Origin of the sequence: Alcanivorax sp. NBRC 102024 (genome assembly GCF_001602235.1) — a bacterium.
Taxonomy (GTDB): domain Bacteria; phylum Pseudomonadota; class Gammaproteobacteria; order Pseudomonadales; family Alcanivoracaceae; genus Alcanivorax.
This window is the reverse complement of sequence record NZ_BDAS01000016.1, coordinates 1-23,999: the sequence shown is the minus strand read 5'-3', so window position 1 is coordinate 23,999 and position 23,999 is coordinate 1. Positions and strand designations below refer to the sequence as shown.

General features: G+C 57.5%; 22 protein-coding genes, 1 tRNA gene and 1 rRNA gene. 9 read left to right on the top strand and 15 right to left on the bottom strand.

The window, feature by feature from the left end; all coding sequences use genetic code 11:
- Positions 1-47: 47 nt before the first annotated feature.
- The 3 genes from A0251_RS16365 to A0251_RS16355 all read right to left on the bottom strand — a co-directional run bounded on the left by A0251_RS16365 (position 48) and on the right by A0251_RS16355 (position 4,779).
- A complete protein-coding gene (locus A0251_RS16365) occupies positions 48-2,684 on the bottom strand; it encodes an AAA family ATPase (RefSeq protein WP_062817911.1) in 2,637 nt (878 codons plus the stop codon).
- On the bottom strand, positions 2,681-3,805 hold the full coding sequence (locus tag A0251_RS16360) for a DNA repair exonuclease (RefSeq protein ID WP_062817910.1): 1,125 nt from the start codon (positions 3,803-3,805) through the stop codon (positions 2,681-2,683). The genes A0251_RS16365 and A0251_RS16360 overlap by 4 nt, the downstream gene beginning before the upstream one ends.
- Positions 3,806-3,966: 161 nt before the next feature.
- Positions 3,967-4,779 (bottom strand): DUF6694 family lipoprotein, encoded by an 813-nt coding sequence (locus A0251_RS16355; RefSeq protein ID WP_062817909.1) that lies wholly within the window; start codon positions 4,777-4,779, stop codon positions 3,967-3,969.
- A 162-nt stretch (positions 4,780-4,941) separates the two neighbouring features.
- Here A0251_RS16355 and A0251_RS16350 point away from each other — a divergent pair, with 162 nt between their 5' ends.
- Positions 4,942-5,841, top strand: a complete 900-nt coding sequence (locus A0251_RS16350) for a YafY family protein (protein WP_062817908.1) — start codon at positions 4,942-4,944, stop codon at positions 5,839-5,841.
- Here the strand turns inward: A0251_RS16350 and A0251_RS16345 are convergent.
- The 3 genes from A0251_RS16345 to A0251_RS16335 form a co-directional block, all read right to left on the bottom strand.
- Entirely contained in the window at positions 5,838-6,053 is a 216-nt protein-coding gene (locus A0251_RS16345; RefSeq protein ID WP_035460473.1) for an AlpA family transcriptional regulator, read from the bottom strand. The two genes, A0251_RS16350 and A0251_RS16345, sit on opposite strands and share 4 nt — an antisense overlap.
- Before the next feature lie 65 nt (positions 6,054-6,118).
- Positions 6,119-6,823 carry an inovirus Gp2 family protein gene (locus tag A0251_RS16340; RefSeq protein WP_062817907.1) on the bottom strand — a complete coding sequence of 235 codons (705 nt, stop codon included), beginning with the start codon at positions 6,821-6,823 and terminating at the stop codon, positions 6,119-6,121.
- Between the two features lie 240 nt (positions 6,824-7,063).
- The gene (locus A0251_RS16335; protein ID WP_156478310.1) at positions 7,064-8,263 is read right to left on the bottom strand and encodes a hypothetical protein; all 1,200 of its coding nucleotides are present in this window, start codon (positions 8,261-8,263) and stop codon (positions 7,064-7,066) included.
- Positions 8,264-8,670: 407 nt separating this feature from the next.
- Here A0251_RS16335 and A0251_RS16330 point away from each other — a divergent pair, with 407 nt between their 5' ends.
- A complete protein-coding gene (locus A0251_RS16330; protein ID WP_062817905.1) occupies positions 8,671-9,372 on the top strand; it encodes a hypothetical protein in 702 nt (233 codons plus the stop codon).
- 58 nt (positions 9,373-9,430) lie between these two features.
- Here the strand turns inward: A0251_RS16330 and A0251_RS16325 are convergent, their stop codons facing one another.
- From A0251_RS16325 to lptF, 5 genes are all read right to left on the bottom strand, one after another.
- Entirely contained in the window at positions 9,431-10,663 is a 1,233-nt protein-coding gene (locus tag A0251_RS16325; RefSeq protein ID WP_062817904.1) for an integrase arm-type DNA-binding domain-containing protein, read from the bottom strand.
- A gap of 160 nt (positions 10,664-10,823) precedes the next feature.
- Positions 10,824-10,910 (bottom strand) — tRNA-Leu (locus A0251_RS16320).
- A gap of 57 nt (positions 10,911-10,967) precedes the next feature.
- Positions 10,968-11,684, bottom strand: coding sequence for a PP2C family serine/threonine-protein phosphatase (locus tag A0251_RS16315; protein WP_062817903.1), 717 nt, complete (start codon positions 11,682-11,684; stop codon positions 10,968-10,970).
- Positions 11,685-11,686: 2 nt separating this feature from the next.
- A complete protein-coding gene (lptG, locus tag A0251_RS16310; RefSeq protein ID WP_062817902.1) occupies positions 11,687-12,748 on the bottom strand; it encodes an LPS export ABC transporter permease LptG in 1,062 nt (353 codons plus the stop codon).
- Positions 12,745-13,863 (bottom strand): LPS export ABC transporter permease LptF, encoded by a 1,119-nt coding sequence (gene lptF, locus A0251_RS16305; protein ID WP_255357643.1) that lies wholly within the window; start codon positions 13,861-13,863, stop codon positions 12,745-12,747. Before lptF ends, lptG begins: the two co-directional genes overlap by 4 nt.
- 321 nt (positions 13,864-14,184) lie before the next feature.
- Here lptF and A0251_RS16300 point away from each other — a divergent pair, with 321 nt between their 5' ends.
- The 6 genes from A0251_RS16300 to A0251_RS16275 all read left to right on the top strand — a co-directional run bounded on the left by A0251_RS16300 (position 14,185) and on the right by A0251_RS16275 (position 20,846).
- A complete protein-coding gene (locus A0251_RS16300; RefSeq protein WP_062817901.1) occupies positions 14,185-15,657 on the top strand; it encodes a leucyl aminopeptidase in 1,473 nt (490 codons plus the stop codon).
- A gap of 93 nt (positions 15,658-15,750) precedes the next feature.
- Positions 15,751-16,170: a DNA polymerase III subunit chi gene (locus tag A0251_RS16295; protein ID WP_062817900.1), complete on the top strand. Its 420-nt coding sequence runs from the start codon at positions 15,751-15,753 to the stop codon at positions 16,168-16,170.
- Positions 16,171-16,189: 19 nt separating this feature from the next.
- Complete coding sequence (locus A0251_RS16290; RefSeq protein WP_062817899.1) at positions 16,190-16,549, top strand: hypothetical protein; 360 nt, start codon at positions 16,190-16,192, stop codon at positions 16,547-16,549.
- Positions 16,550-16,673: 124 nt separating this feature from the next.
- The gene (locus tag A0251_RS16285) at positions 16,674-19,457 is read left to right on the top strand and encodes a valine--tRNA ligase (RefSeq protein ID WP_062817898.1); all 2,784 of its coding nucleotides are present in this window, start codon (positions 16,674-16,676) and stop codon (positions 19,455-19,457) included.
- Positions 19,458-19,475: 18 nt separating this feature from the next.
- Positions 19,476-20,042, top strand: a complete 567-nt coding sequence (locus A0251_RS16280) for a TetR/AcrR family transcriptional regulator (RefSeq protein ID WP_062817897.1) — start codon at positions 19,476-19,478, stop codon at positions 20,040-20,042.
- A gap of 9 nt (positions 20,043-20,051) precedes the next feature.
- Positions 20,052-20,846, top strand: coding sequence for a class I SAM-dependent methyltransferase (locus A0251_RS16275; protein ID WP_062817896.1), 795 nt, complete (start codon positions 20,052-20,054; stop codon positions 20,844-20,846).
- Positions 20,847-20,867: 21 nt separating this feature from the next.
- Here A0251_RS16275 and A0251_RS16270 read toward each other — a convergent pair whose 3' ends face one another.
- Both A0251_RS16270 and A0251_RS16265 read right to left on the bottom strand, forming a co-directional pair.
- Complete coding sequence (locus A0251_RS16270; RefSeq protein ID WP_062817895.1) at positions 20,868-21,551, bottom strand: TetR/AcrR family transcriptional regulator; 684 nt, start codon at positions 21,549-21,551, stop codon at positions 20,868-20,870.
- Positions 21,552-21,629: 78 nt separating this feature from the next.
- Positions 21,630-21,830, bottom strand: coding sequence for a DUF2061 domain-containing protein (locus tag A0251_RS16265; protein ID WP_062817894.1), 201 nt, complete (start codon positions 21,828-21,830; stop codon positions 21,630-21,632).
- 224 nt (positions 21,831-22,054) lie between these two features.
- Here A0251_RS16265 and yegS point away from each other — a divergent pair, with 224 nt between their 5' ends.
- On the top strand, positions 22,055-22,957 hold the full coding sequence (gene yegS, locus A0251_RS16260) for a lipid kinase YegS (RefSeq protein WP_062817893.1): 903 nt from the start codon (positions 22,055-22,057) through the stop codon (positions 22,955-22,957).
- Here yegS and A0251_RS16255 read toward each other — a convergent pair.
- Both A0251_RS16255 and rrf read right to left on the bottom strand, forming a co-directional pair.
- Positions 22,946-23,488 carry a fused DSP-PTPase phosphatase/NAD kinase-like protein gene (locus A0251_RS16255; protein ID WP_062817892.1) on the bottom strand — a complete coding sequence of 181 codons (543 nt, stop codon included), beginning with the start codon at positions 23,486-23,488 and terminating at the stop codon, positions 22,946-22,948. The two genes, yegS and A0251_RS16255, sit on opposite strands and share 12 nt — an antisense overlap.
- A gap of 375 nt (positions 23,489-23,863) precedes the next feature.
- Positions 23,864-23,979 (bottom strand): 5S ribosomal RNA (rrf, locus tag A0251_RS16250).
- Positions 23,980-23,999: the final 20 nt, after the last annotated feature.

Sequence of the window (23,999 nt, the reverse complement as noted above, 5' to 3'; positions counted from 1 at the left end):
ATTGGGAGAATAGGGAAAAGTCCAGCGCTCGATAACCCCCACATGAATCAATGCCTCAACCAATCTATATCTCGGGCCATCACTCCTAAATCCCGCCAGTTATCCGGGTGGCAGGTAAACAGCAAGATCTGGTGGCGTTGGGCTGCGTCGTAGAGCACGCGCTTCATGGCCTTGAGGCGCTCGGCATCGCTGTGGACCAGGGCATCATCCATGATGATCAGGGTTGGCTTTTTGGCCTCCTGCAGAAGATCGGCATAGGCCAGCCGGCTGATCAGGGCCATCTGCTCCCGTGCGCCGAAGCTCAACTCATTAAACTGCCCACGCTCTTCCCCACCGTGACCCTGGCGGACCAACACTTCCGGGATGAGGTTTTCATCCACATTCAGGGAAGCCTCCGGGAACAAGAGCTGCAGGTAGTGGTTCAGGTGTTTCTGCAATGGGGCCTGGAGTTGGCGAGTGAGCTCCAGGCGATGCTCTGTGAGACGGGCTAGCAGGAAGTCCAGGGCGTTGGCGTGGCGTTCGAGCTCCCTTCTTCGGCGGGTTGCCCGGTCCAGCTCGACTTTCAGTTCCGCGCTTTGCTCTTCCAGGCCTTCCGCACCGGCTGACTCCAGGCGAGCCTGCAGCTGAATTAGCTCAAACCGGCGCGACTCTTCCTGCTTTTCAGCCGCATCTGCGCTTTGAGTGAGACGCCTCACGTCCTGCTCAAGCGCTTCCGGGTTGGCATCATTGATCTGCGCTTCCCGCTTTTCAATCTGGTCGCTCAGGTGGCGCTCGTTGGTTCGCAGCTCGGCCAACTGTTCGCCCGCCTGCTTTTCACGCTGTTTGCGGTCCGGGGCTTGCAGTTCATTGCTGAGGCGCTCCCACTCTTGCCGGGCACGATTCAGGGCCTGATCCGCCAGCAAAAGCTCACTCTTCAGCGTTTGATTCGCGGTTTGCGCGTCTTCAAGCGCCTCTGCGGCGGTTTCCAGCTGAGCCTCGGCACGGGAAGGGGACGGGCTGTCTTCTTCTTGCTCTGGTAACGCTTGAATTTGCGGGGCGAGCGCATCTTTGCGCGCCTGTTTCAGCTGCAGTTGATCAGACAGGGCTTCCAACCCCTCCGGTGCCAACTCCTTGAGGACGGATTCATCCTGCTGGATGGCTTGCCCCAGTGCCTGCAGCTGCTTTAGTTGCTCTTCTGCCTCAACCAGGGACGTGACGCGCAGCCGGGTCAGCAAGTTTTCCTGCTCGTCGGTCAGGCTCTGCTTGGCCCTGGCGATCTCGGCAACATCCTCGCCCCCCGGCAACACCCGCAGGGTGCCGACGCCTTTGATGGCTACCTCGCCTGGCTCAATCAACAGATGCTCACTCTGCCCTGCCAGGCCCTGCCCATCCAGGGTAACGCTGTGATCATCGGTCAGGTCGAATTGCAGCCGGGTTGCCACGGCATCCTGCTGAATGGCCAGGCGATCCAGCGCTGAGACCACGTCTTTTAGCCGCAGGATTGTTTGCGGGTCAGTCTGCCGGGATTGCTGCTTTTGGCGGTTTTCCAGAAGGGAGGCATGGAGAGCTTTCGCCCGTGCGAGCTTGCTCTGGTTATTAACCAGTTCAACCTCTATGCCTTCCAGTTCCCGGACCAGCTCCTTGCGTTGCTGGTGCTGCTGGGCCAGCTTCAATGCCTTGCGAGCGGCCTCGTGGGCCTGCTTGGCTTCTTCGAGGGCCGCTTCACTGGCAGGCTTGCGCGCCTCAAGGTCCGCTTGCTGCTGTTCTGCGGCTTTCTTTTCGTCCTCGCGGCGTGCCAGGTCCTGCTGCTGGCTTTGGAAGCTGCTCAGCAACTCGAGTGTGGTCTGAATACTGGTTTGGCAGTCTTTGAACGCCTGCTGGTCCCGATCTTGTTCTCTTTGCCAGGACTCGACTTCACTCAACCGGGCTTCTGCTTCTTTGGCTTGCTGACGGTAGGTCTCCCAGAGACGCTCTGTTTCGGCCTGGGACTGCTCTTCTCTCAGCTGGCCCAGCCGATCTACCTGCTGCCGGTATTGCTGGATGCGATCCTGCAGCGCGTCACACTGCCCCTGCAGAGTGTTCGCGTCGGCAATGGCTTTGGCATAGTTGCCCGTGGCTTTGCCGGTTGTGGTCAGCAGCTTGGCTCTCTCTGCTGTCACCTGGTTGATCAGCTCATCGCCCGTGCTGCTGGTTACTTCGCCCAGGTTACCGCCAAGGGCGGCTTTCAGGTGCTGGCCGGCATGCTCTACCGGGGCCTGGATTTCCTGGCCTGCGCCTTGCTCGATCCATAACAAGCCGGGAATGCCCCATTGATCCGGACGGCTTGCTCCTCTCTTGGGTAGCTCGAAGCCCAGCAGGTCCGCCAGCATGTCATCGGCCTCGTCCCCGCTATAGGCCGTACCATCAACGGTAAGGTCACAGCGCTTCTTCTTGAGGAAGCTCTTCACCAGTTTCCAAGACTGCTCCTCCCATTCGAACTCCAGCTCCACGGTGGGCACGGCTGCCGAATCACCCCAAGGCTGCAGATCCTCCACGCTGGAGGATTTATGGCGCTCGAAGAAGGCAGCCCGGATCGCACGTACAAGGGTGCTTTTGCCGGATTCATTAGGGCCGGTAAACAGGTTGATACCCGGCTCCAGGTCCTTGATTTCCACGGGGGCGCGGAACTGGCGGAGCTGTTCGGCCTTGAGGCGCAGCAATTTCATGCGTCACCTCCCTGGGCCTGTTTCTCCAGCAACATGGAGGCAAGGATAGCCATGGCATCTCTGGCGACTTCGCCGCCCTCACCCTCCTGCTGGTCACGGAGCTCGGCGATCACGTCTCCCACATAGCCATCGGCATGAAGGGCGGCGATATCGTCTTCGGTGGGCTGCAAGCTCAGGCCTGACAGGTCATAACCCAGGCTGCGGAAGCGGGCTTCCGCTACTGACAACGCGCGCTCCAGCTGCTGTTTGCCAAGCAGGCTGACCTCCCCCTCAAGACGCAGAGCCACCACCGCCTGCTCAGGTTGCGCTTCAATCTTGGCGATGAGCTGATCCAGGTCTGATGACACGGCAAGATGCTCTGACATCTGAATCCAGGGGTGTCGACCGATAGGCAGGATCTCCACCTGGGGCTCTGTGCCCACTTCAGGGATATCCACCAGCAACACATTGCCCGGGTCGTTGTTACTGAAACGATCCTGTTCTGGTGTGCCGCTGTACCAGGCACGCGGGTTGATCTGCTTGGTGCCGTGCCAGTCCCCCAGGGCCAGATAATCCAGCCGTGCCGTTTCCGTCCTGTCCGCTGAAATGGGGTTGGGGGAGTCCACGTCTTCCGCCAGGATGCCCTGAACACTGCCGTGGGCCAGACCGATGCGTGCAAGGCCTTCTGCGGTTTCCGCCTGATCAAACCAGCTGGTGAGATCCGATTGGGTATGCCGCTGGGTGAGCGGCGCCGGCAGGATAGCAAAGCCGGCGTCGGCAAATTCCAGCACTTCTGGCGAGAGGGCCAAGTGAGCATTCGCGGGAACAGCCCCAAGCCGCTGCGCTCGAGTCCAGACACTTTCGGCGAGCGCCGCATCATGGTTGCCAGGAATCAGGATCCAGGAGCCGGCGTAGTCGGCCATGGCATTAAACAGACGGCGAATGGTGCGATCCGATACCGTCTGGGCATCAAACACATCGCCCGCGACCAGCACCGCATCGACAGCATGCTCCTTCGCCAGATCGGCGATGCGCTCTATGACAGAAATACGGGCCTCGGCCAACGCCACCGCATCATCCGGTGCAAAGCTGGCGTACTGGCGGCCTATCTGCCAGTCAGCGGTGTGAAGAAATCGAGGCATCCCTATCTCCTGTTACCTGCTCTTACGAAGCACTCCGTGCCCCGCTGGCGGCCTTCTTGACCTTGGACCGACCTAATATTTTTTCCGTATGGTACCGACCAGAGCCCCTCAAGTCCCTACCCCAACTGAATCAGGTTCTCTGTATTCAGGCTGAAGTCGGTCTAATCAACTCCATATTGCTTTTTCAGCTCCGCCAAGCGGTTACGATCTCGCTCGCTGAAGTCTCTGGTGGAATACAGAACTTCCCCATTCGGCCCATCCAGCTTTTCCACCATCACGGTAAAGACGGCATCCGCAGGGGCATTCACCTTTCCCCAGCCAGAATAACTGTTCGGCGCCAACGTCCAGGTAGCTTCCTCTCCCGGCTCTAGACCACCGGAAATGCTGTAATTGAACTGGTCTTGATGCCAAGGCACACTCCGGTCAGGACTAGCGATGGTGCCAGAAAAATAGGCTCGAGAGATGGCCTGATCCGTGCCGTTCTTGACCGTTAGCTCAATGATCGGCTGCTTGCCAAGATATTGCCTTTCTCGCATATAGAAGCGGGAGCGTACCACCTGGAACTTATCCAGCTGCAGTTTGGCCTGCTCAGACTTTTCCCGCTTGGCAACAAGTTCGCGGATCTCGGCCAGTGCTTGCTCTTTCTCACGAGCCTTGCGGTCGGCCTGAATTTGCTCTGCCTGGGCCAGCACTTGCTCTGCGGTTTTACCGTTCAGGGCACCCCGCATTTTGCCTTCCATATCACCCGCACCAGCTCCGCCATTGGCAAACAGGCTTTTCATATCGATCTGACTAAAGGCGATCAACTGAACCGCCTTATCGAAATCTGTCCGCTTCGCTTCGGGCAATGACTCCCGAACCTTGGCCACAGACTCTTTCATCTTGGCCTCACTGGAGGCGTCAATGGTGGGGTCGGAACAGCCTGTAATGGCCATGGTCGCCAGGACCAGCATCAATAGTGCATAGACTTTCATTGTTTTCTCCTTCGCCACTTTTCCTTAAGTCAGATGCGGCATCCTGCCGCTTTTGTCTCGTCCATGATGACACCCAAAGGCTATTTACTTATTATTGTCATGTCGATACTGAATACATGAACACGTCGCCTTTTGGCATATATCGCTTTTTGGAGCACATCCATGGCAAGGGTTGCGGGCAAAAACGCAGCGGATTGGCCGCTGCGCTGGGATCTGTTATTACGCTACAGGCTGATCGAGGTGATCGCCCTCTGGGAGGGGCGACTGACGACCAACCATCTTCAGCGGGCATTCGGTATTGGCAGGCAGCAGGCCAGCAAGGACATTAACCACTATCTTGCTGAATATGCGCCGGCCAACCTGGTTTACGACCGCTCCCTTAAGGGCTACAAGCCCGCCAGCACCTTCAAGCCCGTATTCACACGGGGCGTGGCCGATGAATACCTGCAGATGATGCATGCCCGGGAGGACCTCAGTTGTGCCTTTGAGACCCTGGATGTGCGCGAACTCAATACCGAAGTGCTACTTCCTCCTTCCCGTGACCTACGCCCGAGTGTGCTGCGCCCGATTCTCCAGGCCTGCCGGGACAAACTACGCGTGGAAATCCAGTACACTTCCTTGAGCAACCCGGAGCCGGAATCCCGCATCATTCAACCTCACACCGTGGCACACAATGGCATGCGCTGGCATGCCCGGGCCTGGCGCGAGAAGAGTAGCGACTACCGGGATTTCGTATTAAGCCGGATTCAGGATGAACCCGAATTCACCGAATTCACCGAACAAAGCGAACACCACACTGAGCAGGATGATCATGCGTGGCAAGAACGACTCATTCTGCATGTCACCCCGGATCCTCGCCTCTCTGTGGCTCAACAGGACGTGGTTGCGCGGGATTACGACATGACCGATGGAGCGCTGACTATTGAGTGTCGGGCTGCCATGGCCAATTACATTGTGCAACTGCTTAGACTAGATGGGTCGCGACACCGAGACCCGGAGGCCCAGCAGGTGGTACTGGCCAACGAGGATGAGGTTAAAGGTTGGCTGTGGGGGGCCGGCTAACCGCCAGCCCGCATGCCCTCCTCTTCTAAACGCTGATCCCGCTTGGCAATCTGCTCGATCACCCACTCCTCCACTTCATCCAGCACCCAGCCCGATGAGCGCCCTCCCAGGCTCACGGGTTTCGGGAATGAGCCCTCTTGGGCGTACTTATAGATGGATGATCGGCCCAGACCTGTAGTTTCCATGACTTCTTTCAATCGAATGATTCTCATGAGATATCTCCTTCTGCTCATGAGATGAGCCATGGCTGTAAAAAACGGCCAGATCGTCTCTGGCACTAATCGCCTCGGCTATAGCGAATATTTCGGCCTCCTCTGCCGAACCTTTTGCTCTGCGCCTTCGCTAGGTAGCTCAGCCGATTAAACAGCCCAGCTTCAGTCGCTTCGAATCCCGCGCTACTACGCCTCAGCCGGTACACCCCTCCTGAAGGGAAATGCACCAAGCCAGCCGCTTCTCTCATGGTCATTCCCAATGCCCTAGCCCAGGCCATGACAATCTTCTTAGCTAGGCTATCTGCCCGCTCAGCCCGTGGATCTCCCAGCACATCCGGATCGAAGCCACTCCCCACAGGAAACTCCCCTAGCCCACGATAGATCTCACCATTCAGAAATAAGCAGGCGTGATAATGCACCTGCTGATCTCCCACCTTCTCCTCGACGGCGGTGTAGTCAAGTTTCCAGTCAGGCACCCACCGACCCTCGCGTTCACGTCTAGACAGATCTACGTCCACCTGTTCTTTTAGGGACCGAATGAAGAGACCAAACCAATCGCCAGAACGCACATACCCGTTATCAGGTAGATAGAGATCTATCCTCACCGCCATAGTACTTGCCTGCCTATGGATAGCTTGCTCCATGGTCTGGTGGATACGCTCCAGATATGGAATAAACAACGGCCCCCTCTGTAGCTGAACGTCATATCCGTTCCAGGGGCCTGAGTGATGGTAAGTAAGGTGGGTATTGTCTGGGTGACGACGTTTCATTGCTAACTCCTTGAATGTAATGAATCCATAGGAATTAGCTGGTGTGTATTTCTTAACCAGACATAATTATATTGAGCTTATCTATCAATCACTTACTGGTATTCTTCTCTTACTAGTATTTGATATCAATCAGAGGGTAGAGAACCCTCTTAAAGGCTTTCGTGTAATACTATTACCGGGACAGAAAAAGCGGTCGAGGCCACTACCGACCTAAGACCCAGCCCCGAATCCACTCCCTAGTTAGGTTATTATTGCATCTGCGTTGCTCGCACGTTCGGGGTACCGCTTTGCTTTGGCCTTCAAACCGCAAACCACCTGCATACCCTCCTCAAGAAACGAGCTATCTGGCTGCGACTCAGCTGTGGAAATGCAATACTCTCTGCCCCATCCCATGGTGAGGCGAATATTCCAATACGGGCTCTCGGTAAGTGGACTTGGGCCGCTGGAAGATACGCACAGGGTCAGCATGTTTCCTGATGCAGGGTGAGACTCCAGCATGGGAAGAATCACAAACTCTGTATCGCCTCCCTTCTCTGCGCCCTCAGCCAAACCCAACTCTTTCTTCACACCATCCAGCAACAGCCTTGCCCTTTCCGCCTGACGTTGTGAAGCTGTCAGGATCGCCGTCTTGAATGCTTTGGCTCCTGGCTCATTACCGATGACAAGCTCTTCACCAATTTTGGCCAGTATTGCCACCTCTAGAAGTTGCAACCCATCCTGATCCTGAAACTCGGAAAGCAACTCGCTGGCATACTCATTTATTTTTGCTTGAAGATATGAAATATATCCCTCGAGAGGCAAATCCTTGAAAAGCGCCGTCAGGTCAGATAGTTGCTGATAGCCTGCCCCGCCCTGTTCCAAGCCAGCCCTCTTCAGGCCCCATTGCCTCTCGAACCGGACCACTTTTCTGAGAGCGACATCGGAACGCCCCTCTTCCTTAACAATGCCAGGTACCAACTGGTTAACTTCCCTCGCTCCCTTGAACAGCGCTTCTGCCTGCCCACCTAACCAATCCTCATCCCCAGCGAAGCCTCTGCCTACCAGCAGAGTCTCAGACCTACTATTCTCACCAAATGCTGGATGCCCCATATTCAAGAAATATTGGCTCTTGGCAGAACCAAATAGATAACGCCCCGTCACACCTGGAACCAACGCTCTAAGGAAACCCAAATCAGCCAGCCTACTGACCTGCGACCTTCTCTGGTCAACAGAAAAGCCCGTGAGCTTAGACAGTGACGCATGTCCCAAATCAACAACCCTGCCAACCTTTGATGAATGCGACAAAAGGACGGACAAGAACAATCGATTTAATGGGGTTAGCTTCATCCCCTTTTCTTGGCAAAGGCACCCAAATGCCACTTTACGAATCAGAGTTTCTTCCACCTCGACAGGGCAATTCTTGAACGACCCCTTCAGCGCTTCCGCAAAATCATCATCCACCTGAATCAGCCTCTTAGGACGATGATCAACCCCATGCTCCTTCGATATCGCCACGACCCCGGAAGCTCCCAGCTCTTGCACAGCCCGACCAACGTGCTTGCTGTTTAGCCGGAATAGCTCTGCGTATTCCTCAAAGGAGCACGAGGCGGTACCATTACCAAACCGACAAACGAAGCAGTACAAAAACAAGCGAGACACACCTGATATGCCCTTCAGTGTCTCCTCCGCAGGATCGCCCTTTCTGTAAATCAACAGTCTTAATGGCCACATACCGCCCCCTTTTACCCCATTATACCACCAGGTATTATCATTTTCGTTACTTTTAACGTTATATATAACGCTATGGATAACGTAAATGTTAGCATTTAAACTAATGGGAAGATTTAGCATGGGCGCTTGGAGGAACCATGGGCAGACAACCACAAACTATCGAGGAATGGATTAAGGGAGAGAAAGCAAGGCAGGACTGGCTCGATCAGAAATTACGTGACGCAGGTTTACGCCGATTAACCCATGAAGGCCAAGACACAATTGATGCACTCATCTCAGATCTAGAGGAGGCTCTTCCGAAAGGCGCTGACCGCGCAGAGGCGATCCGCAAGCTGAAACAGAACTGGAGAGTTTTTAAATGCAGCCAAAAGAACAAAACCTCCACACTCTCAATCAGCGTGAAAAAACGTACCCACGAGTCACTAAAGAAGCTGGCCAATGGCAGGAGGGAAACGCAAAAAGCCACGCTGGAGAAGCTCATCGAAGAGGGATTTCAAACGGAAGCTGACAAGAAAGCAGCCATCAAAGAAGCCGTTAATCAGGCGAAGCTTAGCCATTTCGAAAAGCACTCCCCGCTTGAATGGCCCCCCCTTTCCTCGGTGTTTACCAGGGAGGCTGAGAGCCTCCGGGAAACTGTCGCAGAAAAAGACGAGGAAATTCATCGCCTTAGAAAGGAACTCGATTCTCTGAGCTCCACATCAATAGAAAAAGACGAATCGGATATAGCCCCCGGCAGTGCGCCTGACATTGATGATAAAGCAGAGCCCGAGCCACCTAAACTCGAGCCGACACGAAACGTTGGCGAAATTCTGTACAACAGAAAGAAACCATCATTCTGAGGTAAAGCTCTTTCCGCCATTGCCACTGCTTGCCCGCAAAAGCAGATGGGAACACACGTCAAGCCTCCTGACTGGCCCCATTCACCTCCTCTGCCGGCCCCTCCGCCTTGAGGCCATCCAGGTAATCCGCCCACTGCTGCATCATCCCCACACGACCCTCCAGGTGCGACGTCCGGTTATAGGCCCGACCATTGGCGTCCCTGACGGAGTGAGCGAGCTGGTGCTCGATCCAGTCCACACGGACATCCAGGACTTCATCAAGCAGGGTACGGGCAATGGCGCGCCATCCGTGCTGGGTCATCCTTCCCTTGTAGCCAAGGGTTTTCAGCAGCTTGTTGAGGGTGTTGTCACTGATCGGCTCTCCGGGCTTGGTGCCCTCGAAAACATAGCGGCAATGCCCTGTGAGCGGCTGGATTTCCTTGAGAATCGCGACAGCCTGGCGAGACAGCGGGACTACGTGGGGCTCCCGCATCTTCATTTTCTCTGCAGGAATGCTCCAAAGGGCCTTCTTCAGGTCAATTTCTGACCACTCGGCGTGACGCAATTCACCCGGTCGGACGAATACCAGCGGAGCCAACCGGGCTGCGGCCTTGGTGGTGGCCGCTGCCTGACAGGCATCAATGGCCCGAAGCATCTTGCCCACTTCCTCTGGCTCCAGAATCGCCAGGCGGTGCTTTTCTTTCTTAACGGCAATCTGCCCCTGAAGAGGCAAGGCGGGATTGTTCTCGGCACGACCGGTTGCCATAGCGAAGTTGAAGATCTCGGAGGCCATACCCCTCAAGCGGTTGGCGGTATAGCCACTGGTCTTTTGGGTACGCTGCAGCACATTCCACAGCTCAGCTGTGGTGATTTCAGAGATGGGCCGGCTGCCCAGGAATGGAAGAAGGCCATTATTCAGCCAGATGCGCCGCTTCCGCTCCGTGGTCGGCGTCCACTTCTCGCTGCTCACCTTGTTCTGCGCCCACTCTTCCGCCACCCCGGCAAAGGTATTGCGCAAGGCGGTCTCTGTGGCCATCTTTTCGGCTTTACGCTGATCACCCGGGTCAACGCCAGAAGCCAGCAGCTCTCGAGCTTGTTGCCGTTTGTCTCGGGCAGCTTTCAGGCTTGTGCTGGGGTAGGTGCCAAGGGAGAGTCGCTTTTGCTTACCGTTGAAGCGGTATTTGAAGCGCCACCATTTGCCGCCTTTGGGGGAAATCTCCAGGAACATCCCCTCGCCATCGGAGATGCTGTAGAGCTTGTCCTGGGGCTTTGCTGCGCGGATTTTGACGTCGCTGAGTTTGTTGGTTTCCATGGCTTTCGCCGGCTTTGGGCTGTGGAGTTGGCCCCAAAGTTGGCCCCAGGTGGGGCCAGATGTCAACAAACCTTGTCGGACGGCAGCGGAAGAGACTCATCGATAACTTGCTGTTTTTAAAGCTTTCGAGGAGCTCTTCGGATGCTGCCGGACCGTCATTTGGTACCAGAGGCCGGACTTGAACCGGCACGCCCGCGAAGGCAACGGATTTTGAATCCGTCGTGTCTACCAATTCCACCACTCTGGCAGTGGTGCGCGAGTATACCAGCAGATGACGGCTTTGCCAGCCTCGGAGAAAGATTTGTCACTCGTAATGCCCATTAGCGGACACTTTTACCGCCGTCACGTTATCCCGGCTACCCGCATTGAGCGCGGCTTTGAGGATGGCAGACTCGCTGGCACCCTGTCCCATCAGGCGCCCCAGATCGTCCACCGTGAGGACCGAATGCACGCCATCAGTGGTCAGCAGAAACTGTTGATCCGCAGAAAGATCAAAACGGGCCTGCTCCAGTTTCAGCTTGTCGCCATTGCCAATGGCCTGATAGATCACATGGGCCCGGGGGTGGGACATGGCCTGGCGCTCATCAATGTCCCCCGCATCCACCAGGGCCTGAACCGGCGTATGATCCCGGGTCAACCGGGTCATCTCTTCCCCCACATGGCGATATAGTCGGGCATCTCCGGCCCACAGAACGGCAGCCTCATCCCGATAAATCAGCAGCACTGCCACAGTGGCCCCCATGGGCTTGCTGCGCAGGTGCAGTGCCGCATGATGACGAATGGCGTGATTGGCGCTCTGCAAGGCGGATTCCACGGCCATCAGCCGGTGGGCAATACCGCCCCCCAGCGCCACCGTGTCCAGGGATTCACGGATAATGGTAGCGGCCAGATCACCGGCATCGTGCCCTCCCATGCCATCGATCACCGCCCACAGCCCGTCACTGTCCCGGCACACCAGGGTGTCTTCATTCGCAGGCCTGCGCCCTTTATGGGTGCGCCCCTGCCCCCTCCAGATTGTCATTATTATCGTACCCGCTGCAGGAGCCAGATCCCCAGGATGAGACAAAGCGCCGGTGGTACAACCGCCGCCATCAAGGGTTCGGTATGAAACACCAGCGATAATTGGCCAAAGAACTGCTGGCCGTAATGGAAGATCAGCCCGGCCACAATCCCTGCGGTGAGACGCAGGCCCATGGTGACCTCTCGCAGCGGCCCGAACACGAAAGAGATGGCGATCAGCACCATGCCGATCGTGGCCAGCGGCATGAACAGTTTCTGCCAGAAACTCAGCATGTAATCAGCGGTTTCCAGTCCCTGGCGTTTCAGGTAATCGGTGTACTCGAGCAGCTTGGCCATGGCCAGATGATCCGGTTCCAGCACCACGATACTGAGCAGCTGCGGAGTCAGCTTGGTTTGCCATCGGGCGTTATCGCGATTGAAGACTTCGGTACCTTCATCGGAAAGCCGGGTTCCCTTGATTCCTTCCAGGGACCAGTAATCGCCCTGGTAAATGGCCCGCTCGACAAACTGGGTTTCCGTGAGCTTGTGATTGTCATCAAAGCGATAGCGGGTCAACCCATGCAGCACACCGTTGGGTTGCACCGCGTTGATATGAATGAACTCCGGCCCTTCCCGGTGCCAGTAACCATATTTGGAACGCAGCGCCTCGCCGCCCCCTTCCGCCATGGAACGGTTACTCTGCGCCACCTGCTCCGAATAGGGCGTCAGGTATTCACCAAGAGGAATGGACAGCAGGATCAGCAGGAAAACCGGACGCAACACCAGCCAGCTCACCTTCAACGTGGAGACACCGGAAGCCCGAATCACCGACAGTTCGCCGCTATTGGCCAGCAGACCAAGGCCAATCAGGGTCCCCAGCAAGATGGCCATCGGCAGGTATTCATGCACACGCCGGGGGGTGGTGGTGAGAATAAACTGCAGCGCCTGCATGGCCTGATAATCCCCACGCAGACCTTCCAGTTCATAGATAAACCCGAACAGACAATCCAGGCCCACGATAATGCCCAGAATCGCCAGCGTAGGAATCAATACCGCCCGCCAGAAGTAGCGTTTCAGTAATCTCACGCCCGCCTCCTGCGGCGGAAAATCCGCCCGCCGAAATACAACAAGAACACCACAATCACTGCGGTAAGGTGTACCCAGCCAGTGTGCAGGTACCAGGGCAGAGCTCCCTCATGGTCCTCGATAGCACTGCGTGTGACCAACAGCATGCCCACGTACAGCATGTAGCCAAGCACCGCCGGGATCAGCCGGTAAAAACGGCCCTGGCGCGGGTTCACCCGGGCCAGCGGAATCGCTGCCAGGGCCATGATGGGCACGGTCAGAATCAGGGAAATACGCCACTGCAACTCCGCCATGGCATCGCGACTGTTGTCCCGTTCGTTTATCAACTCCGCCGTCGGCCGACCGCGCACCTTGGGAGGGCGGCTGTCGGTTCGCTCCTTACCTATTCTTACCTTCGCTTCCTTGAAGCCGATTTCCTTGTAGTCACTCTGGCCCGGCTTGCCTTGATACTGGAAGCCCTCGGTCAGTAACAGATAGCTGATGCCCTCTTCCTGTACCAGCTTGCCGCTCTTGGCCCAGACCGTCAGCAAACGATCCGCCTCGCCGCGGGCCTGGAACCGGGCATCCGCCACGAACACATTTTCCAGCACGCCTTTTTCCCGGTTCATCTGCTCCGCGTAGGTGGCACGCTGGGTATTGCTGGAGCCTTTTACGTGGAAACGCCCCGGGGTGAGCAGTTCCAGCACCGAGCGGTCTTTCTGTTCTTCAAAGATGCGGTTCACTTCCGCATCGCCCCTTGGCGTCACATAGAGGGAAAACATGGCGACCAGGGTAGTGGCCATGAGGATAGGCAGAATCAGTGACCGGACGATCCGGCGATGGCCCTGGCCACCAGCCTGCAGCACCACCATCTCGTTATCCATGTGCATGCGACCGAGCACCAGCAGCAGGCCGATATAGAGGCTGAGGGGGACGATCATCTGCAGGAATTCCGGCATCCGGAACGCCATCACCAAAAACAGGGCGTCGGCGGCGATTTCGCCGGCGGCGGCTTCGGCGAGGTATTTGATAAACCGGCCACTGACCAACACCATCACCAGAATAAAGGTGACCATGACGGTGGTCATGAAGACTTGCCGGTTAATATAACGATGAAGAATCAAGGGCTGGCCCACTCATTCATGTCTGCAAAAAGGCACCGACACCCCGAAAAGGCAGGACTGAGCGCCTGCGGGAGCGGTACATACCGCGCGGGCGACCCGGCAACCAGGCACCTGCGGCAGCAGTGAATGGGTCCTAGTGTAACTGACTGACTGGCCAAGGTGATAATCAAGCGCAATGAAATACCGCTGACAGCGGCGGTTTCGCTGGCAACCCGGCACGCCCCGGCACCCTGCCCCGATTGCGTTTGAACGCCGAACAGCCCACTATTTCCCTGTTTTCGCACCGGCAAGCGCTCTTGCCGCGTGTCATACCTTGATTGATATGGAGACAGCATGGACTTCGCAGTGAGCAACAGGCCCCTGGACAAATTCAAAGCCGATGCACTGATTCTGGTGCTGGGCAAGAACAGCGATCTTCCGGAGTCACTGCCGGAGAGCACCCGCGACCAGCTCACCCGTTTCATCAAGGCCGGCGACTTTGACGGCAGCAAGGGCCAGATGAGCTGGCTGCACCAACCGGAAGGTCTGGCCGCCGCTCGCCTGCTGCTGGTAGGCCGGGGCGACAAGCAGCCCTCCGATCTGCAGTGGCAGGAACTGCTGCGCCAGACGGTGAAAACGGTTCGCAAAGCACCGGCCAAACACGCCGTCTGGTTGCTCGACGCAAGCCTGCCGCAAAGTCTGGAGTGGCAGGCCCGTGAAGGCACCCGGGTGGCAGAAGAAAGCACTTACCGTTTCGATCAGTACCGCAGCAAGCCGGCACCGGCCAGCAAGCTGGGCAAATGGACCTTCTGGCATGCGGAAAAAGATGCCGCCCTGAGCAAGGCAAGCAAGACCGGCAAAGGCGTGGCAAGCGGCGTCAACCTGGCCCGGGACCTGGGCAATTTGCCGCCCAACGACTGCTACCCGGAGTACCTGAGCGGCGTGGCCCGAGACCTGGGCAAGGCCTACGACAAACTCACCGTCAAGGTGATCAGTCAGGCCCAGGCTGAAAAAATGGGCATGGGCGCCTTCGTTGCCGTGGCCAAGGGTTCCGAGCGCCAGGGCCAGATTATCGTCATGGAATACAAGGGCGCCAAACCCGGCAAGGCGGGCCCCGTGGCCCTGGTCGGCAAGGGCATCACCTTCGATACCGGCGGCATCTCTCTCAAGCCCGGCGCCAATATGGACGAGATGAAATACGACATGGGCGGTGCGGCCAGCGTGTTCGGCAGCGTCAAGACCGTGTGCGAGCTGGACCTGCCCATCCATATGGTGGCGGTGGTTGCAGCGGCGGAAAACATGCCCGACGGGCGCGCTTCCCGGCCCGGGGATATCGTCAAGACCCTGTCCGGGCAGACCGTGGAAATTCTCAATACTGACGCGGAAGGCCGGCTGGTGCTGTGTGATGCGTTGACCTATGTGCAGCAGAAACACAAACCACACACCGTCATCGATGTCGCGACCCTCACCGGCGCCTGCGTTGTCGCCCTGGGCGCCCATGCCCAGGCGGTATACAGCAACGACGATGATCTCAGCCAGGCGCTGCTGGCCGCCGGCCAGGAGACCGGTGACCGGGGCTGGCCCATGCCCCTGTGGGACGAGTACCAGAGCCAGCTGGACAGTCCCTTCGCCGACATGCAGAACATCGGCGGCCCCAAAGCCGGCTCCATCACTGCCGCCTGCTTCCTGTCACGTTTTGCCAAGGACGTGAAATGGGCGCATCTGGATATCGCCGGCACCGCCTGGATCAGCGGAGGTATGAGCAAAGGTGCTACCGGTCGTCCGGTCCCCATGCTGACCCGCTATCTGATGAACCTGAGCCAGTAATGGACCGGTCGCCGGAAACCTGATGGCCGGCGACGACAGCGCAACCCACGCGTCAGACGTGCATCTGTCACGTCTGACGCCCGCAGGCCCACCATGACCGAAGTGACTTTCTACCTGAGCAACAAAGCTGGCGACGGCGTTCGTCAGGCGCTGGCCTGGCGCATTGCCGACAAGGCCCAGAAACAGGGCCGGCTGGTCTATATTCATTGTCGGGATGCGGACCATGCACGGCAACTGGACCAGCAGTTCTGGCAGACTCCTGCCACTGGCTTCCTGCCCCACGGGACTCAGCAGGAAGGCAAGGCCCCGGTCATCCTGGGTCACGGCGAGGATCCCGGCGACCACCACGATGTGCTGATCAACCTGACCGATCAGGTGCCGGATTTTGCCTCCCGTTTCCAGCGGGTTGCAGAGATGATCAGCGGTGCCGAGAATGAAAGACAGGCTGGGCGTGACCGATTTCGCTACTACCGCGAGCGGGGCTTCCCGGTCACCACACACGAACTGGGCTGAACACGTCACGGACACCACCATGAGCGACCGGGAGACACGAAAAAAAGAGCTTCTCAAGGAGCTCGACGACGTCCAGTCACTGCTGGACGACACGGAGGCTCGGCCAGCCCCTTCGACCACCGGCTCCGGCAGCCTGGAGCGAGAGCAGATCCGCAAGCTCGCCAGCGAACGACACAACCCCTTTCTTGGCAGCCCACCCCCGGCCCCCGAAGATCGTGTGGCGCCTGCCGTCATGGCCCCGCCCCCTTCTTCTGCCCGCCCGGCTTTGAACAGCGATGATATTGATGCGGTGATCGATGAGCTGGTGGCCGAGGCCCTGCCGAAGCTGGAAAAAGCCCTGCGCCTGAAGCTGCGTGCCGCACTGCGCAAAAAGTCGTAAGTCCTCGCTTTCCCGGATATCCCCTCAGCAGGCTCCGGCAACCGGGTTTTCCCGCAACCCGCGACGCAGCCGCCCCGCTCCGCTATAATTCGCCCTCATTTTTTACTGGTTTAGAAGCGGACTCATGGACAAGACTTATCAACCCGATCGCATCGAACAGGCCTGGTATGAAAACTGGGAAAAAGCCGGTTATTTCAAGCCGTCCGGCCAGGGTGATTCCTTTTGCATCATGATTCCGCCCCCCAATGTGACCGGCAGCCTGCACATGGGCCACGCCTTTCAGGACACCATCATGGATACCCTGGTGCGTTACCGACGCATGCAGGGTCGCAACACCCTGTGGCAGGTAGGTACCGACCATGCCGGTATCGCCACCCAGATGGTGGTGGAGCGCAAGCTGGCCGGAGAAGGTACCAACCGTCATGAGCTTGGCCGTGACAAATTCCTGGAGAAAGTCTGGGAGTGGAAAGGCGAATCCGGCGGCACCATTACCCGTCAGCTGCGTCGCATGGGCGCCAGCGTGGACTGGACCCGCGAGCGCTTCACCATGGACGAGGGCCTGTCCAACGCGGTACGCGAAGTTTTTGTACGCCTGCACAAAGAAGGCCTGATCTATCGCGGCAAGCGGCTGGTGAACTGGGACCCGACCCTGCATACCGCCATCTCCGATCTGGAAGTGGAGAATGTGGAGGAGCAGGGCCACATGTGGCATTTCCGCTATCCCCTCTCCGATGGTTCCGGGCACCTGGTGGTGGCCACCACCCGCCCGGAAACCATGCTCGGCGATACCGCCGTGGCGGTGCACCCGGAAGATCCGCGCTACAAGGACATGATCGGCAAGACCATTCGCCTGCCGCTGGCCGAGCGTGACATCCCCATCATCGCCGACGATTACGTGGATCCGGACTTCGGCTCTGGTTGCGTGAAAATCACCCCGGCCCACGACTTCAACGATTACGAAGTGGGCAAGCGCCACGACCTGCCGATGATCAACATCCTGACCATCGACGCGGCAATGAATGACGAAGTGCCGGAGGCCTATCGCGGCCTGGACCGGGTCGATGCCCGCAAGAAGGTGGTGGATGATCTGGATGCCCTGGGTCTGTTGGAGAAAGTGGCCGACCATACCCTGCAGGTGCCCCGTGGCGACCGCTCCGGCGTGGTCATCGAACCCTACCTGACCGACCAGTGGTTCGTGGCCGTGGAAGAACTGGCCAAACCCGCCATTGCCGCCGTGGAAAACGGCGACATCCAGTTCGTGCCGAAGAACTACGAGAACATGTACTTCTCGTGGATGCGTGACCTGCAGGACTGGTGCATTTCCCGTCAGCTATGGTGGGGACACCGGATTCCCGCCTGGTATGACGCCGATGGCAATGTCTATGTGGGCCGTGATGAAGAGGAAGTCCGCGCCAACAACAATCTGGGCGACATCCCCCTGACCCAGGACGAGGACGTGCTGGACACCTGGTTCAGTTCCGCCCTGTGGACTTTCTCCACCCTGGGCTGGCCGGAAGATACCGATGCCCTGCGCACCTTCCACCCCACGGATGTGCTGGTCACCGGCTTCGACATCATCTTCTTCTGGGTGGCACGGATGATCATGATGACCCTGAAGTTCACCGACCAGGTGCCCTTCAAGAAGGTCTATGTGCATGGCCTGGTGCGCGACAACGACGGCCAGAAGATGTCCAAATCAAAGGGCAATGTGCTGGACCCGCTGGACATGATCGACGGCATCACCCTGGATGCGCTGGTAGAAAAGCGCACCAAGGGCCTGATGCAGCCGCAGAAAGAAAAACAGATCACCAAGCGTACCCACAAGGATTTCCCGGACGGCATCAACCCCTACGGCACCGATGCCCTGCGCTTCACCTTCCTGTCGCTGGCCTCCACCGGTCGTGATATCAAGTGGGACATGGGCCGCATTGAAGGTTACCGGAACTTCTGCAACAAGATCTGGAACGCTGCCCGCTACGTGATGATGAACACGGAAGGGGAAGATTGCGGTTTGACCGGCGAGGTGGAATTGTCCCTGGCGGATCGCTGGATCATTTCCGCCCTGCAGCGCGCCGAACAGGAAGTCAGCGAAGCGCTGGACAGCTTCCGGTTCGACGTGGCCAGCCATGCCGCCTACGAGTTTATCTGGAACGAGTACTGCGACTGGTACCTGGAACTGTCCAAGCCCGTGCTGTGGGGCGACGATTACTCCGAGGCCCAGAAACGCGGCACCCGCCGCACCCTGGTGACCGTGCTGGAAGCCATCCTGCGTCTGGCTCACCCGTTCATGCCTTTCATTACGGAAGAAATCTGGCAGAAGATCGGCCCCATGGCCGGCAAAACGGCTGCGGCAACGGAAGGGGATAAGCGCGACACCATCATGCTGCAGGCCTTCCCGGCCAGCGACGCCAGCAAGATTGATGAAGAAGCGGAAACGGGTGCCGAATGGGTCAAGGCCGTGATCAGCGCGGTACGCAATATCCGCGGCGAAATGGGCATCCCGCTGGGCAAGGCCCTGCCCGTCTACCTGCACAACGGCAAGGACAGCGACAAGGCCCTGCTGGATGCCAACCGCTCCTTCCTGAGCAAACTGGCAAAACTGGAATCCATCACCTGGCTCAACGCGGAAGACTCCGCACCGGCCTCCGCCACCGCCCTGGTCGGCGATATGGAAATTCTGGTGCCCATGGCCGGGCTGATCGACAAGGATGCAGAAATCGAGCGGCTCTCGAAAGAGATCGACAAACTGCGCAAGGAAGTGGGGCGCGCCGAAGTCAAACTGAAAAATCCCAAGTTTGTGGATAAGGCGCCCCAGGCTGTCGTAGACAAGGAAAAAGCCAAACTGGACGATTACCGGTCCCAGCTGGCCAAGCTCGAAGAGCAGCTGGAAAAAATCAAATATCTGTAAGGCATAACGGAAGCCGCTATGGATGACCCTCGCCGTGCCCGCATCCTTACCTGCGCCCAGGAAGTCTTCGCCAGCGAAGGCTTCCGTAGCGCAGAGGTCAAGACCATTGCCGTGCAGGCGGGGGTCGGCAAGGCCACCATCTACAAATTCTTTCCGTCCAAGGAGTCCCTGCTACTCACCATCGTGGAGGAAAACCTTAACACCATCCGCGATATCATTTTCGCTGACCTGATGGCCAGCATTCCCCCGCTGGAGCGGCTGGAAAATCTCTGCCGCAACGTGGCCCGCTATCTGGAGCAGAATCAGAATTTTTCCCGAGTGCTGATCCAGGAAGCTGGGGATTTCATGGGCGATATTCAGCGCCAGTACCTAGCGCTGATGGAACAGAACCTGCCGGTGGCGGATGCGTTCTTCAAGGAGCTGCGCAAGGACGGCTACTTTGTCGCCTTGCCAACCCGCGATACCATCTTGATGATGGTGAATCTAGTGGTGGGCACCACTTACACGTGGGCACTCACCGGCGAAGGCAGCCTCGAACAACAAGCCGCAGACTACATGAAGGTGTTAATCCGCGGCCTCAGATAGGACGAGACCATGCGCATTCTGATTGCCCTGGCAGCATTGCTGTCATTTTCCCTGGCTCACGCGGCCTCCCTCGACGACATTCTTTCCGCACCCCACCGCAGTAGTGAAGAAAAGGCGCGTGATCAATATCGCCACCCGGTACAAACCCTGAATTTTTTCGAGGTGGAAAAAGACATGACGGTGGTGGAAATCTGGCCCGGCGCCAAGGGCTGGTACACCGCGATACTTGCCCCCTATCTGCGCGAGGAAGGCACTTTTTATGCCGCCCAGTTTCCGCCGGATAGCGACATCGACTTCTATACCCGCGCATTGACCCTGTTCAAGGCGAATCTGGCCAAGCAACCCGCGTTATACGACCGGACCCGCATCACCCACCTGTATCCCCCTGCCTACAGCGACATTGCCCCCGCAAACACCGTGGACCGGGTGCTTACTTTCCGCAATGTCCACAACTGGGCCAAGGCAGGCAAGGCAGAAGCCGTGTTTGCCAGCTTCTTCAAGGCTCTGAAACCAGGAGGCATTCTGGGGGTTGTTGAACACCGTGCGCCAGAAGGGCGCTCACTGGATGCCCAGATCGAAAGCGGGTACATGACCGAAAGCTATGTGATTGCTCAGGCAGAAAAAGCCGGTTTTCGTCTCGCAGAACAATCGGAAATCAATGCCAATCCCCAGGACAGTGCAGACCATCCCGCAGGCGTCTGGACGCTCCCTCCCTCACTGCGGCTTGGCGATAAAGACAGGGAAAAATATCTGGCGATCGGAGAAAGTGATCGCATGACATTGAAGTTCGTGAAGCCGGAATAAGCCCGGCACACCCTCACGCACTCAGGATGGCGTGCGCTCCAGCATACCCGGGGTGACCTCACCGAGGACCAGGGATTCGGCGATGCCGATGGCAACCTTCTTGCACAGGTCCAGCCGCTGCTGGGAGAAGCCACCGTCTTCGAAGATATAAAGGGAATAGTTTTCCAGCATCCACAACATGGTGCGGAACACCAGGGGCTCATAGTCCTTGCCGGTGTAGCGGCTAATCTGGGTGGTGAGGACTTCGGAGGCAATATCCTGGGCCCGGACCCGGTGCGGTGCCAGCGCCGAGGCTGAGGAGCGTGCCTCTTCCATCATCAGTTTGATGATCGGGCCCATGCTGACGTGGTAGTCGAAATACACCTGGGTGGTATTCCGGATAATATCCCGGGCAGACGACGCCTGCTTCACCTCCTTGTGGAAGTGAAGCAACATGTTGTCCACGAAAATGCGATAGATGCTTTCCAGCACATCCATCTTGTTGCGGAAATATTTGTAGAAGGTGCGCCGGGACACATCAGAGGCATCCAGCAGGTGCTGCACTGTGGTTCGCTGCAGGCCACGCTGGGCAAACACCTGCATGGAGTGGATCAGAATTTCCGAACGGGCCTGTGAGCGCTGACCGCCCTCCTCCCGCGCGTGCACTTCCAATACCTGATTCACCACCTGGCGGATCGCATCAATGTCACTGCTTGAATTCTGCACCTGACAAATACCCCTAGGAATGTATACTTGGTCGCTAGCTTAACTAACGGTTACAGCAGAGTAAACATCGAGTTTATCTTATGCCATGACCGTTCCGCTCACGACTTTACCCGGGGCCCATCGCTTCCAGATCTTCTCGTGGAAATGGTACGCCACGGTATTCACACAGGGCTCAACCAGGGCCGTCGCCCCACCAATCCGCCAATCCCCGGTCATTGCCCAGACGACCAGAAATGCCACGGTAATATGCATCGCACCGAAACTGAATGTCTTGATCATTGGCCACCTCCTTGGCATTTATAATTACAGCAGCCAGATCAATAGCAAAATTCGATTATTCAATATCCCCAATAGCAGATAGCAATCATTCTCAACAAGGGCTCGCAAGCGTTAACAGTTGTAAAGTTCGCACCCCTGTCACACCCTCGCGATTGCTCGCCAGGGCCTGCTGCAGGTATCAAGTACACTTGCTTCCGCATTCACTGAATTAGGAAACCCTGACTGTGTCCACGAAAAGCCTGCTTATCCTGCACGGTAAACAAGCCACCAACGAGGAAGTCCGCGAAGCTGTAATGGCGTGGAGAGACAAGGGTCACGACCTTGCCGTACGCGTCACCTGGGAAGGCGGTGACGCGGAACGCTACGTTGAAGAAGCCCTGTCTTTGGGCTACACCACGGTTATTGCCGGTGGCGGCGACGGCTCTGTCAGGGATATTGTTCATGCAATGATGACCAGTGGGCGCGATGACCTTGCCCTGGCCATTTTGCCGCTGGGCACCGCCAACGACTTCGCCACCGCTGCCGGCACCCCGGAAAGCATTTCCGAAGCCATCGCGTTACTCGATGCCCCCGCCACTGCCTGTGACGTCATTCAGGTCAATGATCACTATTTTCTGAACATGGCCACTGGCGGCTTTGGTACCGAGGTCACCACCCAAACCTCCGAGGATCTCAAGAACATGCTCGGCGGCGCCGCGTACCTGCTCACCGGTCTTACCCGCTTTTCAGAGATTCAGGCCGCCGAAGGCAGCTTCAGTGGTGACGACTTCGAATGGCAAGGGGAATTCCTTGCCCTCGGACTGGGAAATGGCCGACAAGCGGGCGGTGGGCAGCGGCTGTGCCCCGATGCTCTGATCAACGATGGATTACTGGATGTTGCCATTCTTCCCGCGCAGATGGATTTACTGGCAGGCGTGCGAGAACTGTTTGATAGCGAAGCCCGTCAGGACCCCAAGCAGGAAGGCCTGTTCGTTCGCACCCGGCTGGCTTCACTGCAGATCAGAACGCCCCACCCCATGAACCTGAATCTGGATGGCGAGCCCATCCAGAGCACAGAGTTCAACATCCGGGTCATTCGTAATCGACTCAAGCTTCATCTGCCACCGGACAGTGCGTTACTGGGCTGAGGGCTCCGACCAGTCGGCACATTGCTGGATGAAGGTTCTGACAGCCCGTCGACGCCCATCAAGCTTGTGTCCAAACAGCGGAAAGTGTTTCCACACTGCCTGGTCACGCACCCCGTACCGTCTCGTGGCTACCGCGACGACCATCATGCCGGTACGAATAACGCCCATCTCGCAATGCACCAGGCAGCGGCTTTCGCTTCGATCCAGCTCCCTCATCAGTGCCTGAATCTGCGCTTCCGTAGGCGGGGTATCCTGGGCCATGGGAATATTCACCAGCCTGAGCCCGTGCCGGGCGCAATACTGACTTTGCCGCTGATACCAGTCCCCCTTGCCGTATTCTGATTCCAGACGCAGGTTGATAATGGTGTTCACACCCAGCACGCGATGCATCACTCGCAATGCAATCGGCCCCAGAGTGCCACTGCGATAGAGTTTGCCCACCTCCACCGTTCTAAAGTGGTACATCAGTTTGCGGTAGCGGTAGATCAGTAAAGCGATCGCCATGGTGATCAATATGATGTTCAGCAGCATGGTCTTGGCTCATTGCTTGTGATGAAGCATTGAGATTGCAGGCTTGCCGAGTAAGGGGGATGACGGCGGGGTGGCGGTTTGGTTACAAGGGCGAGGCCCGGGGTGGGCACTGATTCGTTGGAGCTATGCTTGCATGGCGAGGGGTAGTTTTCCGCTTCTGGCTTCTAGGTTGGAGTTTGAGGCTTTGCGGGGCGTGATGACCTACAGTGTGTGACGAGCATGCTCGCCATCCCTTCGGGACCAAGCTGGCTCGGTCCCCCTTGAGGGGATGGCAGCGCGAGCGCTGCGAGGTAGGGAGAGTGGATCACCGTGATCCTGAATAAAACAAAAAACCCCCGACACTTTCGTGACGGGGGTTTTCTGTATTATTTAAGAGCCTGACGATGACCTACTCTCACATGGGGAGACCCCACACTACCATCGGCGATATGTCGTTTCACTTCTGAGTTCGGCATGGGATCAGGTGGTTCCAACACTCTATGGTCGTCAGGCAAACTGGTTTAGCTATCCG

Bases quoted from the DNA above. Each gene is read 5' to 3' on its own strand.
- A0251_RS16290 (WP_062817899.1), top strand. From the start codon at position 16,190: ATGAGCGACCGGGAGACACGAAAAAAAGAGCTTCTCAAGGAGCTCGAC.
- A0251_RS16345 (WP_035460473.1), bottom strand. From the start codon at position 6,053: ATGAGAATCATTCGATTGAAAGAAGTCATGGAAACTACAGGTCTGGGC.
- A0251_RS16350 (WP_062817908.1), top strand. From the start codon at position 4,942: ATGGCAAGGGTTGCGGGCAAAAACGCAGCGGATTGGCCGCTGCGCTGG.
- A0251_RS16300 (WP_062817901.1), top strand. From the start codon at position 14,185: ATGGACTTCGCAGTGAGCAACAGGCCCCTGGACAAATTCAAAGCCGAT.
- A0251_RS16275 (WP_062817896.1), top strand. From the start codon at position 20,052: ATGCGCATTCTGATTGCCCTGGCAGCATTGCTGTCATTTTCCCTGGCT.
- A0251_RS16360 (WP_062817910.1), bottom strand. From the start codon at position 3,805: ATGCCTCGATTTCTTCACACCGCTGACTGGCAGATAGGCCGCCAGTAC.
- A0251_RS16330 (WP_062817905.1), top strand. From the start codon at position 8,671: ATGGGCAGACAACCACAAACTATCGAGGAATGGATTAAGGGAGAGAAA.
- A0251_RS16355 (WP_062817909.1), bottom strand. From the start codon at position 4,779: ATGAAAGTCTATGCACTATTGATGCTGGTCCTGGCGACCATGGCCATT.
- A0251_RS16295 (WP_062817900.1), top strand. From the start codon at position 15,751: ATGACCGAAGTGACTTTCTACCTGAGCAACAAAGCTGGCGACGGCGTT.
- A0251_RS16265 (WP_062817894.1), bottom strand. From the start codon at position 21,830: ATGATCAAGACATTCAGTTTCGGTGCGATGCATATTACCGTGGCATTT.
- A0251_RS16365 (WP_062817911.1), bottom strand. From the start codon at position 2,684: ATGAAATTGCTGCGCCTCAAGGCCGAACAGCTCCGCCAGTTCCGCGCC.
- A0251_RS16315 (WP_062817903.1), bottom strand. From the start codon at position 11,684: ATGACAATCTGGAGGGGGCAGGGGCGCACCCATAAAGGGCGCAGGCCT.
- A0251_RS16280 (WP_062817897.1), top strand. From the start codon at position 19,476: ATGGATGACCCTCGCCGTGCCCGCATCCTTACCTGCGCCCAGGAAGTC.
- A0251_RS16285 (WP_062817898.1), top strand. From the start codon at position 16,674: ATGGACAAGACTTATCAACCCGATCGCATCGAACAGGCCTGGTATGAA.
- A0251_RS16340 (WP_062817907.1), bottom strand. From the start codon at position 6,823: ATGAAACGTCGTCACCCAGACAATACCCACCTTACTTACCATCACTCA.
- A0251_RS16325 (WP_062817904.1), bottom strand. From the start codon at position 10,663: ATGGAAACCAACAAACTCAGCGACGTCAAAATCCGCGCAGCAAAGCCC.
- A0251_RS16255 (WP_062817892.1), bottom strand. From the start codon at position 23,488: ATGCTGCTGAACATCATATTGATCACCATGGCGATCGCTTTACTGATC.